Here is a 17,785-nt window from a genome sequence, read left to right as displayed (position 1 = left end):
TTGGCAACCGAAGCTGCCGAGTGCCACGGTAACCAGACAATCGCGGTACTGTCATCCCTGGTGATTGTTTCGTTATATTCCCGATCGGGGGATGTAACGGGGACTTGGTTTGTATATCCAGGTCATAGGAATTGGTCGCATGACTTTTATTGAGTTCGGCGGACGGGTGGCGCGTGTTTGCTCGTTGATTGCCTTTCGCTGTCGCCATTCCAGCGGTTGAAAGCGCGCGCTCGTCGTTATGTGATGTGCATCACATTTGCGGATATTTTGGAGACATCGGGTCGGTCCTGCTGCCGATGTGCAGCGGGAATGTTCTTTGTCGGCCCTCGCCGGTAGCCTCTGGCCGTGGCTCTGTACCGGAAGTACCGACCGGCAACGTTCGCTGAGGTAGTGGGTCAGGAGCACGTCACCGACCCGCTCAGCATCGCGCTCGACACCGGGCGGATCAGTCATGCCTACTTGTTCTCCGGCCCGCGCGGTTGCGGCAAAACCTCCTCCGCGCGCATCCTCGCGCGTTCACTGAACTGCGTCGAAGGGCCGACCTCGACTCCGTGCGGTGTGTGCGCGTCCTGCGTCGCGCTCGGCCCCGGTGGTACCGGCAACCTCGACGTCATCGAACTCGACGCCGCGAGCCACGGTGGTGTCGACGACACCCGCGAACTCCGCGACAGGGCCTTCTACGCGCCCGCCGAATCCCGCTACCGGGTGTTCATCGTCGACGAGGCGCACATGGTCACCACGGCGGGCTTCAACGCGCTGCTCAAGATCGTCGAGGAGCCGCCGGCACACCTGATCTTCATCTTCGCCACCACCGAGCCGGAGAAGGTGCTGCCGACCATCCGATCGCGCACCCACCATTACCCTTTCCGGTTGCTGCCGCCCGCCACGATGCGTGGGCTGCTCGGAAAGATCTGCGAGCAGGAACACGTGCCGGTCGAAGAAGCGGTGTACCCGTTGGTGATTCGTGCGGGCGGTGGCTCGCCCCGCGACAGCCTCAGCGTGCTCGACCAACTGCTGGCAGGCGCCGGTCCCGAGGGCGTCACCTATCCGAGGGCGGTCTCGCTGCTCGGCGTCACCGATGTGGCGCTGATCGACGACGCCATCGAGGCGCTTGCCGCCGGTGACGGTGCCGCACTGTTCGGGACCGTGGACCGAGTGATGGAGGCCGGCCACGATCCGCGTCGCTTCGCCGTCGACCTGCTGGAACGAATGCGCGACCTGATCCTCTTGCGCGCGGTACCCGACGCGGCGGAACGGGGTTTGGTCTCCGGCCCCGGCGATGTGCTCGACCGGATGCGCGCGCAGGCGCAACGCCTGGGCCCGGCCACACTGACCCGCTACGCCGAGCTGATGCACGAAGGGCTCGGCGAGATGCGCGGTGCCACCGCGCCGAGGCTGTTGCTCGAAGTGGTGTGCGCCAGAATGCTGCTACCCGCCGTTTCCGAGACCGAATCCGCGACACTGCAACGGCTGGAACGACTGGAGCGTGGTCTCGCCGACGGTACGTTCTCGGCGGCGTCGGCGGGAACCGCAACGGCACAGGGCGGTTCGGCCGCCGCAACGGTCGGCTCGCCTACCGCCGCCGAACCCGATGTGCCTTCCGGTCCGCCGCGCAGGCGCGGTGCCGAAGCGCTGGCCGCGATGCGCCGCGAGAACCCACCTTCCGCCGCCGGTCGCAGCGAATCGGAGCCCACCCAGGGGTCGTCGGGGCGGGGTGCAGAAGGCGCCGAGGTCGCGGGAGCGAACCAGGCACATGCCGGGCCGCCCGTGCGGACCGTCGATGCACAGGGGTCGGGTGCGCAGGAACCCGCCGCAGCGGTCGCGTATGCCGCCGAATCGAGTGCGGCAGAGTCGAACTCGTCCAGCCGAGATTCGGCAGCCGCGCCTGCGCGGGGCAGCGATGCCGCCACCGTCCCGGCGCGCGGGAACGCGCAGGGTGGTGCCACCACCGGGGCGGATTCGCACGAGGGTTCGGCGCCGGTTCGTGCCGAGGCCTCCGATTCACGCACGACCGAAGCCGGACGAGGGGGAAACTCCGCAGGTTCATCGGCTGCTACGGGGTCGAGTTCGCCGCGAGCAGGGCGCGATCAAGGTTCGGATCCGGCGAGCCCAACGTCGCGAACGCCTGACATGCCGCCACCGGAGTCCGAGGCGACCCACGACGGCACCACTGGACCGAGTTCGGACGTGCAGGGTGCCGACGCGAATGCGGCGGGGCAGGTGGCGGGCCCCGGCGCGGAAGCAGAGGGTCCGAACGGGCATGCCGTGGACGACATGTCGGGCTCGAGGTCACCGGACCCGAACACGCACGTATCGGATGCTCCGGATCGTTCCGGTGCGCACGCGGACGCCGGAGGGACGTCGAGCCCGGATCCGCAGGGAGTTGTCGGGCCGACCGTGCGAGTGCCGGAGGAATCCGGTGCCCCGGATTCGGACGGCCCACGGTCGGGGTCGGGCGATGGCCAGCGGATCTCCGACGCACCGCATTCGGACGCGGCGGGCGGGCTCGAAACCGGTGCGGCGAACGAGCCGGAACAGGGTGCGCCACAGCGTGAATCCGATCCGAGCCCGGCAGCGGTCGGGCTCGGGACCGATACGGCTACCGGGCCGGAAGATGCTGCGGCACACGGAGAATCGGATGCGCGGACGGCAGCGGTCGGCGCGGATGTCACGCCGACGCCCGCGGAGGAGGCCGCGCCGGTGACCGAGTCGACCGGCGACCTGGTGCGCGAGGTCGAGGCCGCGTGGGCGGATATTCGCGCGAAGGTGCGCGAGGTCGGGGGCGCGGCGGTACACGCCATGCTGGCGGGTGGTTCGGTGCTTCGGGTCGAGGGCGCTGGCCCCGGCGCGGTCATCGTGTTCGGCCACCAGCACGCGCCGCTGGCGCAGCGATTGTCGACGCCGCAGAATCTCGCGGCGATGCGTACCGCGGTGGGTGCTGTGGTCGGCGGCGATCGCGAGGTGCGATGGGAAGTGGGTGGCGGCACCCCGCGCCAAGCGCCGCCGCCGAAGACGACCGCTCGGCAGGGGCGCGAAGCTTCCGGCCAGTCGGCTCCTCGGTATTCGCGGCCGAGTCAAGCCAAGAACGCGGGCGGCGGGGGGTCGGGTGGAAATGGGGCTGGACAACGGCCCGACGCGCGACCCTCGCGTGACGACGACATCCCACCGCCGGATTACCCGGATCTCCCGGACGACCCGGGACCCTCGGACTTCACGCCGCAGGAACCGGCCCAGGTCGGCGGTAACGACCCGGAAGCAGGGGGTGATTGGGAGACCAAGCGGCCGCTGGGTCCCGCCACACCCGAAGAGGAGCAGGAGATGCTCGCGGCCGCCGCCGATCCCGTCGCGCCCGAGGATCGTCGCGACCCGGACGAGGTGGCTATGGAGTTGCTGAAAAGTGAGCTGGGTGCCACACAGTTGAACGGTTGACAAGCACCGTTCAGGCGACGTTAAGTTAACCGGAGTTCGCATCTCGCGCTAGGATGGGGCGGGTAGCCGCGAACTTCGGTATTCCGAGGTTTTAAGGTATGCCAAGGCGTACGGGCGATCGGCGCGTACGACCGTTGTCCTGCCGTGTTTTGTACAGCGTTAGGACAACGGTCGGCAGGGGCCGATCGGCGAGGTGACCCGCAGCGATACCGCGGCACGCGGTGGCGCAGCACAGAGCGCTCGGTCGGACACGAGTCCGGCCGCTGCACCCTTAAGGAAGGAACACTCCGATATGACCACAGAGGCCTACATTTTCGAGGCCATCCGCACCCCACGCGGCCGCGGCAAGAAGAATGGTTCGCTGCACTCGGTCAAGCCGATCGACCTGACCGTTGGTCTGATCCAGGAGTTGCGCGGCCGCTTCCCGAACCTCGACGAGGATCGGATCTCCGACCTCATCCTCGGCGTCGTCAGCCCCGTCGGTGACCAGGGCATGGACATCGCCCGCACCGCGGCGACCGCGGCGGGCCTGCCCGACACCGTCGGCGGCTTCCAGCTCAACCGGTTCTGCGCCTCCGGCCTGGAGGCCGTGAACCTCGCCGCGCAGAAGGTGCGCTCCGGCTTCGACGACCTGGTCATCGCCGGTGGTGTCGAGTCCATGTCCCGCGTGGCCATGGGCTCCGACGGCGGCCCATGGATGCTCGACCCCGCCACGAACTACGACACCTACGTTGTGCCGCAGGGCGTTTCGGCCGACCTGATCGCCACCATCGAGGGCTTCAGCCGCGACGACGTCGACGCCTACGCGGTCCGCTCGCAGGATCTGGCGGCCAAGGCCACCACCGGTGGCTACTTCGCGAAGTCGGTCGTCCCGGTCAAGGACATCAACGGCATCGTGGTACTGGACAAGGACGAGCACATGCGCCCCGGCACCACCGCGGCCGACCTCGGCAAGCTGAACCCGTCCTTCGCGACGATCGGTGAGATCGGCGGATTCGACGCGGTCGCGCTGCAGAAGTACCACTTCGTGGAGAAGATCAACCACGTCCACCACGGCGGTAACAGCTCCGGCATCGTCGACGGTGCCGCGCTGGTGCTGGTTGGCACGGAAGAGGCGGGCAAGGCCTCGGGCCTGACCGCGCGTGCGCGCGTCGTCGCGACCGCGACCAGTGGCGCCGACTCGACCATCATGCTGACCGGCCCGACGCCGGCCGCCAAGAAGGTGCTCGACCGGGCGGGCCTGACACTCGACGACATCGATCTGTTCGAGATCAACGAGGCCTTCGCCTCCGTGGTGCTGAAGTTCCAGAAGGATCTGAACATCCCGGACGAGAAGCTGAACGTGAACGGTGGCGCGATCGCGATGGGTCACCCGCTCGGCGCGACCGGCGCGATGATCACCGGCACCATGGTCGACGAGCTCGAGCGCCGCAACGCTCGCTACGCGCTGGTCACCCTGTGCATCGGCGGCGGCATGGGTGTCGCCACCATCATCGAACGCATCTGAGTTCCCCACCGGCAGCTGATAATTCGCTGCGGCGCGAGTTCGGACCGGCAGGACGGCAGCTGCTCCCCGAGCGGGGAGCACGCCGCCGCCGAAACCACGAGCGTCGCACATTCAACGAGGAGACATAGAAAGCTGTGAGCGAAGCCAACATGATCGGTTGGGAGCAGGACTCGGACGGCATCGTCGTGCTGACGATGGACGACCCGAACCAGGGCGCCAACACGATGAACGACCTGTACAAGACGTCGATGTCGGCGACGGTCGACCGGCTGGAAGCCGAGAAGGACGACATCACCGGTGTCGTGCTCACCTCCGCGAAGAAGACCTTCTTCGCCGGCGGCGACCTGAAGAACATGATGAATGTCGGTCCCGACGACGGTGCGGCCCTGCTCGAAGAGCTCGGCACGATCAAGGGCGCGCTGCGTCGGCTCGAGCAGCTCGGCAAGCCCGTGGTCGCGGCCATCAACGGTGCCGCGCTCGGCGGCGGCCTGGAGATCGCCTTGGCCACCCACCACCGGATCGCGGCTGACGTGCCCGGTTCGCAGATCGGCCTGCCGGAGGCGACCCTCGGCCTGCTGCCCGCCGGTGGCGGCATTGTGCGCACCGTGCGCCTGCTCGGCCTGCAGTCGGCCCTGATGCAGGTGCTGTTGCAGGGCCAGCGCAACAAGCCCGCCAAGGCCAAGGAGATCGGCCTGGTCGACGAGCTGGTCGGCTCGGTCGAGGAGCTGCTGCCCGCCGCCAAGGCGTGGATCAAGGCCAACCCCGACAAGGTCGCGCAGCCGTGGGATGTCAAGGGCTTCAAGATCCCCGGCGGCACCCCGTCCTCGCCCGCGTTCGCGGCGAACCTGCCGGCGTTCCCCGCCAACCTGCGCAAGCAGATCAAGGGCGCGAACATGCCGGCACCACGCGCGATCATGGCCGCGGCGGTCGAGGGCGCGCAGGTCGATTTCGACAACGCGTCGCTGATCGAGTCGCGGTACTTCGTGCACCTGCTCACCGGGCCGGTCGCGAAGAACATGATCCAGGCGTTCTTCTTCGACCTGCAGTCCATCAACAACGGTGGGTCGCGGCCGAATGACGTGCCGAAGAAGGAGATCAAGAAGGTCGGCGTGCTCGGCGCGGGCATGATGGGCGCGGGTATCGCCTATGTCTCGGCCAAGGCGGGTTACGAGGTCGTGCTGAAGGACGTCACGATCGAGGCGGCCGAGCGCGGCAAGAACTACTCGGAGAAGATCGAGGCCAAGGCGCTTTCGCGGGGCAAGACCACCGAGGAGAAGTCCAAGGCGCTGTTGGCCCGGATCACCCCCGCGGCCGATGCCAAGGATCTCGACGGTGTCGACTTCGTGATCGAGGCGGTATTCGAGAACACCGAGCTCAAGCACAAGGTTTTCCAGGAGATCGAGGACATCGTCACCCCGGACGCGCTGCTGGGCTCCAACACCTCGACCCTGCCGATCACCGGCCTGGCCGAGGGTGTGAAGCGCAAGGAAGACTTCATCGGCATCCACTTCTTCTCGCCGGTGGACAAGATGCCGCTGGTGGAGATCATCAAGGGTGAGAAGACCTCGCCCGAGGCGTTGGCCAGGGTGTTCGACTACACCCTCGCGATCAAGAAGACCCCGATCGTGGTCAATGACAGCCGTGGTTTCTTCACCTCCAGGGTGATCGGTACCTTCGTCAACGAGGCGATCGCCATGCTCGGTGAGGGCATCGAGCCCGCGACCATCGAGCAGGCCGGCTCGCAGGCGGGTTACCCGGCGCCGCCGTTGCAGCTGTCGGATGAGCTGAACCTGAAGCTCATGAAGAAGATCGCCACGGAGACCGAGGAGGCGGCAGCCAAGGGTGACGCCACGCTCGGCAAGAAGCGCCACCCCGCCCAGGACGTGATCAACTACCTGGTGGAGCAGGGTCGTCCCGGTCGTTTGGAGAAGGCCGGCTTCTACGAGTACGACGAAGACGGCAAGCGCACCGGCATCTGGCCCGGGCTGCGTGAGCACTTCAAGACGACCGCGGGTTTCGGTGTTCCTTTGCAGGACCTCATCGACCGGATGCTGTTCATCGAGGCGATCGAGACGCAGAAGTGTTTCGACGAGGGTGTGCTCGAGACGACCGCCGACGCGAACATCGGCTCGATCTTCGGTATCGGTTACCCGGCCTGGACCGGTGGCGTGCACCAGTTCATCGTGGGCTACCCGGGCGGCCAGGCGGGCTTCGTCGCCCGCGCCGACGAGCTGGCGAAGACCTACGGCGACCGTTTCGAGGTCCCCGCTTCGCTGCGGAAGTAACGGGCGCGCAAGCGTTCCCACGGAAAGTAAATGCTGCGCGGTAGCCGCAGACGGCAGAACCCGTCCCCTTCGTGGGGGCGGGTTCTCGTCGTCGCGGGGGATGTTTGTCGCGCGAAGCCGCGTTGCACCGCGGTATGACCTCCAGTGATGACGCGGCTGTTGTACTCGATGAGCGCGCGAAGGAATTGATCTCGGGAAAGGCGTTCGCCACCGTGGCGACGCTGGACGAGGACGGAGCACCGCACACCTCGGTGGTCTTTGTCGGACTCGACGGCGACACCTTGGTGTTCAGTACCACGGCGCAGCGGCGCAAGGCTCGAAATCTGGCGCGCGATCCGCGTATCGGCGTCACGGTCTTCGACCAGGACAATCCTTACCGCACCGTCGATATCCAGGGCATCGCGGAGCTGGTCGATGATACGGACAGGGTGTGGTCGTACGCGCTTACCCAGAAGTACATCGGGGAACCGCCACCTGCCGAGCCGGCACGGGTGCGACGACTGGTGGTGCGCGTGGCGCCGAGGAAGATCACCGGATTCGGCGACTGAGCCCGCGGCGGTCCCCGGCTCGGCGCGGGGATCGTTACGTCGAGGCACGTCATCGGCTTTCGTGATCGTCGCAGGTCGGCGTCGGCGTGACGGTGTGGCGAATTACCAGGAAGGTCGGGGTGGAAATGATCTTGCCGCGAAACTCGGCGCGCCGATCGCCTGCCCGCGCTACGTTGGAGTGAGCGCAGGCAGCACGGGCTATCTCCGTTCAGCTGGGTCGGGTAACGGACTGGTCGCGACAAAACGGACAAGCCGCCGAACCTGAGGGACACTGGAGGTGTTCGATGCAGGCGCGCCGCTCGGTCGCCGGTGACGTCGATTCGATGTGAGTTCGAGGTGATCACATGAACCCGCAAGCCCGCTCGGGCAGGGTGAGCCCCGAATCACTTCCGGCCGAGTCGAATACCTCGGTGCCGAACACCCCCGGGCCGAATACCGGAGAATCGACGACCCAGCGTCAGTCGACCGAGCGCGCGTCGGCCGCTTCGGTCGAACCGACCGTGATCGTCGAGGAACTCGCGTCGATGGGTTTGTCGGCGGCGCGCGAGATCGGTCGAGGCGGTTTCGGTGTGGTGTATCGCTGTATCCAGCGCGCGCTCGAGCGCGTCGTCGCGGTGAAGGTGCTCTCCGAGGAGATCGATGTCGAGAGCCGGGAGCGGTTCCTGCGTGAGGAGCAGGCGATGGGGCGGCTGTCCGGGCACCCGAATATCGTCGAAATCTTGCAGGTAGACGTGACGCCCGGCGGATTGCCGCTGATCGTGATGCCGTATTGCACGCGCGGATCGCTCGAACAGGTCGTGCGCGATCACGGTCCGCTGTCGTGGGCGGATTCGCTACGCGCCGGGGTGAAGTTGGCCGGTGCGATCGAGAGCGCGCATCGGGCGAGGATCCTGCATCGGGATGTGAAACCCGCGAACATCCTGCTCAGTAGTTACGGCGAACCGCAGCTCACGGATTTCGGTATCGCCAGGATTACCGGCGGTTTCCAGACCTCGAGCAGCCTGATCACCGGTTCCCCCGCGTTCACCGCGCCCGAGGTGCTCAAAGGTGCTGCGCCGACGGTCAGTTCGGATGTGTACGGGCTCGGTGCGACATTGTTCGCGCTGCTCACCGGGCATGCCGCGTTCGAAAGACAGGCGGGGGAGAAGGTGGTGGCGCAGTTTCTGCGGATCACCACGCAGCCGGTACCCGACCTGAGTGAGCAGGACATTCCCGCGGATGTCGCCGACGCGATCGCGCAGGCGATGGCGATGGAGCCCGGCCAGCGGCCGACGTCGGCGTTCGCGTTCGGTGAATTGCTGCGCGAGGTACAGCGCGCGCACGGTCAGGTCCCCGACGAGATGGCGTTGCTCGACGCGGTCGCCTTGCCGGAATCGATCATCGGCGAGGGTCGCGACCCTGATCTCGAATTGCGCACCGACCTCGAAAACTCCACCGGGCTCTCCGAATCCGGGCCCGCGGTCTCGGCGCGGCGCAGTCGGCCATTGCGCCTACGCGCCTCGGCGCCGCGAGCGGACGAACCGGAGCCGACCGCCGCGGCGCTGCCGCCGACGGGAACGACGGTGCCGCCCACGGCAACCACCAAGTTTCGGCCGGCGACACCCGCGCGCGACCCGGTGCGGCGGCCACGGTTGCTCGATCTGCTGCGCGCGGGTGGTCGGCGCAGACTCGCGGTGATCCACGCGCCCGCGGGTTTCGGCAAGAGCACGGTGGCCGCACAGTGGCGCGGTGAGCTCGCCGGCAACGGGGTGCCGGTCGCCTGGATCGCGGTCGACCGCGACGACAACAACGAGATCTGGTTTCTCGCCCATCTCATCGAGGCTATTCGGCGGGTGTGTCCCGATATCGGCACCGGTTTGGATCAGCTGCTCGAGGAGCGCCCCTCGGAGGCAACGACATTCGTGATTTCCACGTTGATCGATGAGATCCACGCGGGCGGCACGACGGTCGTCGTGATCATCGATGACTGGCACCGGATCACCGACGCGGGCGCGCACCGGGCGATGGCGGCGTTGTTGGACAACGGGTGTCACCATTTGCGTTTCGTGGTGACCAGCAGGGAGCAGTCCGGTCTGCCGACGAGCAGGATGCGGGTGCACGACGAGCTGGTCGAGATCGGCTCGACGGCGCTGCGCATGACCACCGCCGAGATCAGGCAGATCTTGGTGCGGCGCAATGGTTATCCGCTGACCGACACAGAGGTCGAGCAGTTGCATTCGGCCACCGACGGTTGGCCCGCCGCGATCCAGCTGGTGGGGTTGGCGTTGCGCGGCAACGTCGACCCCGGTCAGTTGATCGCCAATCTCGCCGAAGGCAATCACGGGATCCGGGAGTATCTGGCCGAAAACGTCCTGGACACACTGGAACCGAAGATGCTCGATTTTCTCACCGCCATTTCGGTGACCGAGCGGGTGTGCGGTTCGTTGGCCTCGGCGTTGTCCGGCGACGACGATGCCGAGCGAATGTTGGCGCAAGCCGAACAGCGCGAGCTGTTCGTACGCCGCATCGAGCACGACCCGGATTGGTTTCGGATCCAGCCGTTGTTCGCCGAACATCTGCGCGCGCGGCTGGAGCGCGCGCGGCCGGGCAAGCTGAAAGTGTTGCACCGTAAGGCTGCTCGGTGGTATGCCGAGCACCAGTTGTTGCGCAAGTCGGTCGATCACGCGTTGGAGGCCACCGATCTGAAGATGGCGCTGGACCTCATCGAGAGCGGCGGCATGGACCTGATCGACGGTTCGCGGCTGGCCACGCTGCTGGGGACGGTATCGAAACTGCCGGTGCAGCAGGTGGCTTCACGGTCCAAGCTGCTGATGGCGGTGGCGAGGGCCAATCTCAATGTGCAGCAGGCCGGGGCCGCGCGCACCGCACTGGGCAAGCTGTCGAACCTGCTCGCGCGCGGCTCCTCGGCCGACGATGTCGATCGGCAGCGGTGTCAGGCGGCGGTGTTGGCGGCGTCGGATCAGGTCGCGCGCGACCACACCGCCGGTGTGCTCGACCGGATTTCCGGTTGTCTGGAACGGCCGGAGGAATTGCCGGCGTGGACGGTGTCGACGGCGGCGAATCTCACCACGTTCGTGCGATTGTGCGAGTTCGATTTCGACGGCGCCCGCGAGGTGCAGCGGTGGGCGGCGCAATTCCACGCGACCTCGAAGGATCCACTCGGTACGGTGTTCGGCCTGTGCGGGCAGGGCGCCTCGGCCTACGAGCAGCTCGATATCCCCACCGCGACAACATGCTTTCAGCAGGCGTGGGAGGTGGCGCGGGCCAGGGCTGGCCCCCGCTCGCACGCGGTGCGGGTGGCGGCCGCGCTGCTCGGTGAATTGAGTTACCGCCGTGGCGATCTCTACGAGGCCGACCGGTTGCTCGACGAGAGCCACGAGTTGGTGACACGGGTCGGCCCGGTGGATTTCCTCATCTCCACCTTTGTGGTCGGTGCGCGGGTGAAGGCGGCGCGCGGCGACATGCGTACGGCGGTGGCGAGGTTGGACGAGGGCGCGCGGATCGCGGTGGACAACCGGTTGGTGCGCTTGGCCGCGCATATTCGCGCCGAGCGGCTGCGGATGGGATTGCGGCCCGAGGTGAGCACCGGGCAGCGGCCGGATCATGCTGCGGCACCGCCGCATACGGGCCGGCGGCTGAATGGTGCGGCGTTGCTGGCGGCGGAGGCCGAGGAGATCGCCTCGATCCGCGCGTTGCTCGCCGACCATCGGCTCGACTCCGACGATCAGGCGGTACGCCGTGCTCGTGCGCTGCACGGGCGGATGTCGGAGAACGCGCGGCCACGGGCGGGTCTGGATGCCACGCTGCTGTTGGCCGAGTGCCTCGCGGCTTCCGGGTGGGTCGGCGAAGCGACCGGTCTACTGTTGCCTGCCGCGGCTACCTGCGCCGAACTGGGTTGGACCAGGCCGCTTTTGGATGCGGGGCCGGGAGTTGTCGCGATCCTCGGTGTGTTGCGCGATGACTCTGCTTCGGCGGCATCGGAATTCGGGATCGATGGCGACATGGAACTGCCCGCCCTGTTCCTGGATGAACTCCTGGACTAGAGCGGGCAGTGCGGGCAAGCCTCTCGAATGCCGAGAATCAGGCGGTCCACCACGGGCGCAGCGGCACCGTCCAACTGCTGTCGGCCGACAGCTTGACGCCGAGGACCTGGTGTAGCTGAACGACGTTGTGCTGGAAGCCGAGTCGACAACCCGCCATGTACAGGCCCCACACCTTCGCGGTGCCCTCATCGACCTCTTCGAGGCAGGCATCCCAGTTCTCGACCAGGTTCTTGCCCCATTCGTGCAGGGTCAGCGCGTAGTGCTCGCGCAGGTTCTCCTCGTGCAGAACCTCCAGCCCGAGGTTCTGGATCTCGGAGATGATCCTGCCGGAGCCGACCAGTTCACCGTCCGGGAAGACATACCGGTCGATGAAGTCGCCCGCCTTGGTGGTGCGCAGGTTGTCGGGCCTGGTGATGCAGTGGTTGAGGAACAGGCCGCCGTCGCGCAGCTTGCCCTTCATGAACCCGAAGTACGACGGGTAGTTCTGCACACCGATGTGTTCGGTGAGACCGATCGAGGAGACCGCGTCGAACTGGCCCTCAGGAATGTCGCGGTAGTCGGAGTGCCGTACCTCGGCGAGCTCGGTAAGGCCCTCCTCGGCGATCTTCTGCTGCGCCCACTGCGCCTGCTCGGCCGAAAGCGTCGCGCCGATCACCTTGACGCCGCGCTTGGCGGCGTAGCGCACCATGCCGCCCCAGCCACAGCCGATATCGAGCAGCCGGTCGCCCTCCTCGAGCCGCAGCTTCTCGAAGACCAGCCGATATTTGTTCTCCTGGGCCTGCTCCAGCGTCCATTTCTCGTCGCCGTAGACCGCGCAGGTGTAGGTCATCGACGGGCCGAGTACGTGTTCGTAGAAGCCGTTGGACACGTCGTAGTGGTGGTGGATCGCCTCGGCGTCGCGCGCCTTGGAGTGCCGCAGGCCCTCCAAGGCGATTCGACGCCACCGCGGCAGGGTTTCCTGTGGCGGCGGCGGAACCGGCTTGAGGCGTTCCCATCCGAGCGAGCGCGCGATGGTGACCAGCGCCAGCGCCGAAGGGCGCCGGAACTTCAGCTCACCCATCGCCTTCAGGAACTCGTACGGGTCGCCGGGGTGCACGCCGGTCGCGGTCATGTCGCCCGAGATGTAGGCGCGCGCCATCCCGAGGTCGCCGGGCGCGGTCGCCACGTAGTTGATGCCGCGCGGGGTCTTGATGTCCAGGACGTATTGCGAGTCTTCCGGACCTGTGGCACTACCGTCGTATGCGGTGAGCCGGATCGGGGGCGGGCCCTCGAGCAGGGTCTCGAAGATCTCGGCAATGCTGAGCTTGGTTCCGAGTTCTGCGAAGACCTCGGAGCGATCCTTGAAAGTCGTCATTTGCGTTGCACCGCCTTCGAATACAAATCCAGCAAGCGCTGGTCGGGGTCATAACGTTTTTTGAGTTCGGTATAGGTGTTTCCGCCGTACAGCGCCGCGAACTCGCTCTGTTCGTAATAGGAATCCGAGTAGAGCGACTTGTGTCCGTCGAAGTCGGTCACGGTGCGTTCGATCGCACGGTTGGCCGCTCCTTCTTGCTGTCCGGAGGTCGTGGGGACGGCCGACCAGAACCCGACGTTGACGTAGGTCCGTTTCGGCTCGAGGGGATACAGCGGCCAGGTGCGTCCCGAGGTTTCGGGCCCACCGGTGTCGCGCAGTCGCAGCGGGCACAGCCAGATCGGCTCGATCGGGATTTCGCGCAGGAACCATTCGACGAAGTCGGCGGTGCGTTCCACCGGGACCTCGATGTCCTGTACTACGCGTTCCTGGGGCGGGTTGCCCTTGCGGGCTTCCAGCCGGTTGGCGATGTTGTATTTGTGGTCCAGCGCGATGAGCTTCCAGTAGAAGCTGCTGCGGCGGTAGCGCTTCGGCCAGAACCGGCGAATCTTCGGGTTCTGGGTGCCGAAGGCGCGCGAGCACCAGAACCAGTCGGTGTCCCAGCGCCACAGGTAGTCGTGAATGGTGAGCCGGTCGCGCTTGGGGGTGGTCGAATCGTGCTGGATGGACCGGTAGAAAACGTCCATGCCGGTGTAATCGCTGACCGGGCCCGGTTCGTCGGTCTGCCTGCCGAGGGTCAGGTAGCTCTCGTCGGCGGTGAAGACCACCCCGTCGAGGTAGTCGACGTGTTCGCCGTCATAGCTGCCCTCGGCGACGATTTCGGCGAGGGTGGATTCGAGGGCGCGCAGGTCGTGGAAGCGCACGTGCCGCAGCGCCACGTAGGGCTGGACCGATTCGAGTGCGATTTTCAGCCGCACGGTGTAGCCGAGCGTCCCGTAGGAATTCGGGAAGCCGCGGAACAGGTCGGCTTCCGGCCCGTTCGGTGCGGTGGTGATGATCTCGCCCGAGCCGGTGAGCACGTCCATTTCCAGCACGGATTCGTGCGGGAGGCCGTTGCGGAAAGAGGTGGATTCGATGCCGAGACCGGTCACCGCGCCGCCGAGGGTGATCGTCTTGAGTTGCGGCACCACCAGCGGGGCCAGGTTGTAGGGGAGGGTGGCGGCCACCAACTCCTCATAGGTCGTCATCCCCGCGACGTCGGCGGTCTTGGCGACCGGGTCGACGGTGATGACCTTGGTCAACCCCGAGACGTCGAGCCCGGGGGCGGGGTTGGCCGCCCTGGCTCGGAAGAGGTTGGAGGTCTTTTTCGCCAATCGCACGTTGGCGTCGTCGGGGATGGCGCGATAACTCGCGAGTAGGCGATCGACACCCGCCTGATGCGCGGCGAACCCCGATTCGCGTACGGCTGATCCTTGTCCGGCGTTCCCAAACAGACTCAATGCCACCCCTCGACGCTAGTACTCGTCATTATGCCCGGCTACCGCGAGGGCACCATACGGGCGAAAAGTCACGCATATGTTGCGAAGTCGAGCCGTGCCGGTTCGCATAATTTCACCGTGGCGCGGCAGCGAGTGTTGTAGGCGTTGCGAAGTACCGCACGCGGTGTCCGGTGCCCGCCCTCACCGCGCCGGCAATGGTTCGACAGGGCAGGATGGAGATCGGTTTCGTAGCAGGCGTATCCGATCTCGCCGAAATAAATCCCGAACTACGCTAATCGGGACAAACCGGATAAAAACCCGAACAAGGAGCTCATAGTGGGACAGGTCAGCGCAAGCAGTTCGATCACCGTGACGGCGGACCCGCAGCGCACGCTCGACGCGATCGCGGACTACGAGACGGTGCGTCCGCGCATCCTGTCGGAGCACTACCGCGATTACCGCCTCGTCGAGGGCGGTAAGGGCGAAGGCACCGTGGCGGAATGGACGTTGCAGGCCACGCAGAAGCGCTCGCGCAATGTGCACGCCACCATTTCGGTGTCGGATTCGGTAGTCACCGAGCGTGATTCGAACTCCACCCTGGTCACCACGTGGACGGTCGCGCCGGACGGTGCCGGTTCGCGCGTCGACGTGGAGACGGCGTGGCAGGGTGCCGGCGGTATCGGCGGCATCTTCGAGGGCATCTTCGCGCCGCTGGGTCTGAAGAAGATCCAGGCCGAGGTGCTGGGGAATCTGCAGCGCGAACTCGCCTGATCGGGTCGCGGTAGCGACGGGTCTAGGCTGGCCGAAGACACTTTCTCCAGAGAGGACATTGCCGTGCAGCCCGGTGGTCAGCAGTTCGACATGCAGCAGTTACTCGCCCAAGCGCAGCAGATGCAGGAGGCGGTGATGCAGGCGCAGGCCGAGATCGCCGAAGCCGAGGTCGAGGGCCAGGCGGGCGGCGGCCTTGTCAAGGTCACCATCAAGGCCTCCGGTGAGATCGTCGCGCTGAGTATCGATCCGAAGGCCGTCGACCCCGACGACGTGGAAACGTTGCAGGACTTGGTGATCGGCGCGGTCAACACCGCCATGACCAACGCGCAGGAATTGGCTGCCGAGCGTCTCGGACCGCTGTCGGGTGGGCTCGGCGGCGGTGGCTCGATCCCCGGTCTGCCCGGTCTCTGAGTCGACCTAGGCGAACAGGGTGTACGAGGGGCCGGTTCAGGATCTGATCGACGAATTGGGCAGGTTGCCCGGCGTCGGTCCGAAGAGCGCGCAGCGAATCGCGTTTCACCTGTTGCAGGTGGAACCACCGGATATCGACCGGTTGCAGGCCGCGTTGCAGAAGGTGCGTGACGGCGTGCAGTTCTGCGTGGTCTGCGGCACGGTGTCCGACGGCGAATTGTGCCGCATCTGCGCCGACCCGCGCCGCGACCGCACCATGATCTGCGTGGTGGAGGAGCCGAAGGACGTGCAGGCGATCGAGCGCACCCGTGAGTTCCGTGGCCGATACCACGTGCTCGGTGGTGCGCTCGACCCGCTCAGCGGCGTCGGGCCCGACCAGTTGCGTATCCGGGAGTTGTTGGCGCGCATCGGGAACCAGCAGGACGGGGTGGACGTCAGCGAAGTGATCATCGCGACGGACCCGAACACCGAGGGCGAGGCGACGGCCACCTACCTGGTGCGCATGCTGCGTGATTTCCCCGGGCTGAGCGTGACGAGGTTGGCTTCGGGTCTGCCGATGGGCGGCGACCTGGAGTTCGCCGACGAGTTGACGCTCGGGCGCGCGCTGTCGGGACGGCGCGTGCTTTGACATCCTCTCCACACCGAAGGATGGAGATTCCTACCAGCGTCAGCGGCGCTTTCGGTGGGTTCCTGTTTCCTCGGGGCGTGCCCTCCGCCAAGTGACCGGACTTTTTACAGCCCTCAGTAGGTGTTTGAAGTCTCCGTAAGTCTTGCGGGCGAGCTAGCGGACGATCGGTAGCGAACCGCTCTGGTCGCGCGGGTTCGAACGCGTTTCGAGGTCGAGTCGCTGCGCGTGCGCCGAACTGTGTCTGTGCGGTGATCTACGGTGCCGCCGATGTCGCGCACCGGCTTCGACGTCGGCAAGCTCCAACTACCGCAGCGCGGGTTTCGGCGAAATACTTTGTGCTCGAATGGTGTTCGTGTCGCGAGAACATCTCGGTAGAAGCCGAGGCGCGGTGGCTGCCTTCGGTCGGCGCAGGAATGGCACCCGCGCGGTCACCGGGTGTGAACTGCACTCGGCAATCGCCAGAAGCGTTGGCGCTCAGAACTTCACCCGTGTCCACGGCAGGGATCCGATGTGCGCGGTGTCGTTGTTCGCCCACGCCCAGATCACCTCGGCGGTCGCCGCGGTGTCCAGTGCCGTGGCGAAGTGCTTTTCCGGGGATCCGTCGCGATATTCGACGGTGAATTCGTCCTCGCCCATGCGGTATGCCTGGATGTATTCGTGGTCGTCACGCGAGGCGATGATGTAGGGCTCGGGGTCACTCAAAGCGGAAACCCACTGTTGTGCAAGGGTTTTAGTAATATAGGGAAATTCTCCCGCGCCGCCGTGGGTGACTTCGACCTCGACATGTCCGGCCGGGTCGATGAGCCAGGCCAACTGCGGGTCATACAGCGCGTAATCGCGTGGCGTCGCCAGCTCGAACAGCAGCGCGCGGACGAAACCGATGGCGTCGTACGGGCTCGACACCACCAGTGCCGCGCCCGTCTGCGCTCCGCCTACCGGTGCGGCGGCGAGGAAGGTGTCCTCGTCGGGGGTTTGTTCGTCGCGGCGGTTCAGTTCGGCGGCGATCGCGGCGACCGTCGCCGATTCCGGAACACCCTGCTGGGTGCTGAGGTAGGCGTCGGCCTCGGCGGGTGAGGTAGCGGCCCCCGAGGGCAGCAACACGTGCTCGTAACTCATCCGGGTCAGGGTAGTTGGCGCGGTTCACGCACCTTCGCGCATCGCGATGTTCGGCTCGGCGCACGCGCAGCCACCCGCGAGGTCGCCGCAGTCGATGACGAACGTGTGCCGGGCGTGGTCGAGATCAACGCAGTCGCGTTCGGTGCATTCGGTGGTGTTTCCCGCGTGCACGATCAGGGTGCCGTGGCAGTGGTCGATCGCGCGATCGCAGAAAAGGCAGCGGTCGGTGCGCATGGTGTCTCCCGTCGTGATCGAGCCGTTATTCGGTCATAGCACCA

General features: G+C 66.4%; 12 protein-coding genes. 8 read left to right on the top strand and 4 right to left on the bottom strand.

What is annotated here, in order from left to right; genetic code table 11:
- Positions 1-345 precede the first annotated feature (345 nt).
- The 5 genes from ABEA50_RS30895 to ABEA50_RS04700 all read left to right on the top strand — a co-directional run bounded on the left by ABEA50_RS30895 (position 346) and on the right by ABEA50_RS04700 (position 11,812).
- Positions 346-3,429 (top strand): DNA polymerase III subunit gamma and tau, encoded by a 3,084-nt coding sequence (locus ABEA50_RS30895; RefSeq protein ID WP_425577527.1) that lies wholly within the window; start codon positions 346-348, stop codon positions 3,427-3,429.
- A 292-nt stretch (positions 3,430-3,721) separates the two neighbouring features.
- Positions 3,722-4,936, top strand: coding sequence for an acetyl-CoA C-acetyltransferase (locus tag ABEA50_RS04715; protein ID WP_345493778.1), 1,215 nt, complete (start codon positions 3,722-3,724; stop codon positions 4,934-4,936).
- Positions 4,937-5,070: 134 nt separating this feature from the next.
- Positions 5,071-7,221 (top strand): 3-hydroxyacyl-CoA dehydrogenase NAD-binding domain-containing protein, encoded by a 2,151-nt coding sequence (locus tag ABEA50_RS04710; protein ID WP_345493777.1) that lies wholly within the window; start codon positions 5,071-5,073, stop codon positions 7,219-7,221.
- Positions 7,222-7,355: 134 nt separating this feature from the next.
- Positions 7,356-7,769, top strand: coding sequence for a PPOX class F420-dependent oxidoreductase (locus tag ABEA50_RS04705; RefSeq protein WP_345493776.1), 414 nt, complete (start codon positions 7,356-7,358; stop codon positions 7,767-7,769).
- A 410-nt stretch (positions 7,770-8,179) separates the two neighbouring features.
- Complete coding sequence (locus tag ABEA50_RS04700; protein ID WP_425577566.1) at positions 8,180-11,812, top strand: protein kinase domain-containing protein; 3,633 nt, start codon at positions 8,180-8,182, stop codon at positions 11,810-11,812.
- A gap of 37 nt (positions 11,813-11,849) precedes the next feature.
- Here ABEA50_RS04700 and ABEA50_RS04695 read toward each other — a convergent pair whose 3' ends face one another.
- Positions 11,850-13,166, bottom strand: coding sequence for a class I SAM-dependent methyltransferase (locus ABEA50_RS04695; RefSeq protein ID WP_345493773.1), 1,317 nt, complete (start codon positions 13,164-13,166; stop codon positions 11,850-11,852).
- Positions 13,163-14,602: an FAD-binding oxidoreductase gene (locus ABEA50_RS04690; protein WP_345493771.1), complete on the bottom strand. Its 1,440-nt coding sequence runs from the start codon at positions 14,600-14,602 to the stop codon at positions 13,163-13,165. Before ABEA50_RS04690 ends, ABEA50_RS04695 begins: the two co-directional genes overlap by 4 nt.
- Before the next feature lie 315 nt (positions 14,603-14,917).
- Here ABEA50_RS04690 and ABEA50_RS04685 point away from each other — a divergent pair, with 315 nt between their 5' ends.
- The 3 genes from ABEA50_RS04685 to recR all read left to right on the top strand — a co-directional run bounded on the left by ABEA50_RS04685 (position 14,918) and on the right by recR (position 16,391).
- On the top strand, positions 14,918-15,352 hold the full coding sequence (locus ABEA50_RS04685) for an SRPBCC family protein (protein WP_345493770.1): 435 nt from the start codon (positions 14,918-14,920) through the stop codon (positions 15,350-15,352).
- A 63-nt stretch (positions 15,353-15,415) separates the two neighbouring features.
- A complete protein-coding gene (locus ABEA50_RS04680) occupies positions 15,416-15,763 on the top strand; it encodes a YbaB/EbfC family nucleoid-associated protein (protein ID WP_345493769.1) in 348 nt (115 codons plus the stop codon).
- Positions 15,764-15,782: 19 nt separating this feature from the next.
- Entirely contained in the window at positions 15,783-16,391 is a 609-nt protein-coding gene (gene recR, locus ABEA50_RS04675; RefSeq protein WP_345493768.1) for a recombination mediator RecR, read from the top strand.
- Between the two features lie 474 nt (positions 16,392-16,865).
- On the opposite strand, the gene ABEA50_RS04670 is transcribed toward recR, so the two are convergent.
- Both ABEA50_RS04670 and ABEA50_RS04665 read right to left on the bottom strand, forming a co-directional pair.
- Complete coding sequence (locus ABEA50_RS04670; RefSeq protein WP_345493766.1) at positions 16,866-17,507, bottom strand: hypothetical protein; 642 nt, start codon at positions 17,505-17,507, stop codon at positions 16,866-16,868.
- A gap of 24 nt (positions 17,508-17,531) precedes the next feature.
- Positions 17,532-17,741: a hypothetical protein gene (locus ABEA50_RS04665; RefSeq protein WP_345493765.1), complete on the bottom strand. Its 210-nt coding sequence runs from the start codon at positions 17,739-17,741 to the stop codon at positions 17,532-17,534.
- Positions 17,742-17,785 lie beyond the last annotated feature (44 nt).

Source organism: Nocardia callitridis (assembly GCF_039543305.1).
In the GTDB taxonomy this organism is placed as follows: Bacteria; Actinomycetota; Actinomycetes; order Mycobacteriales; family Mycobacteriaceae; genus Nocardia; species Nocardia callitridis.
The sequence above is the reverse complement of the archived record's forward strand: the minus strand, read 5'-3'. Positions and strand labels throughout refer to the sequence as shown.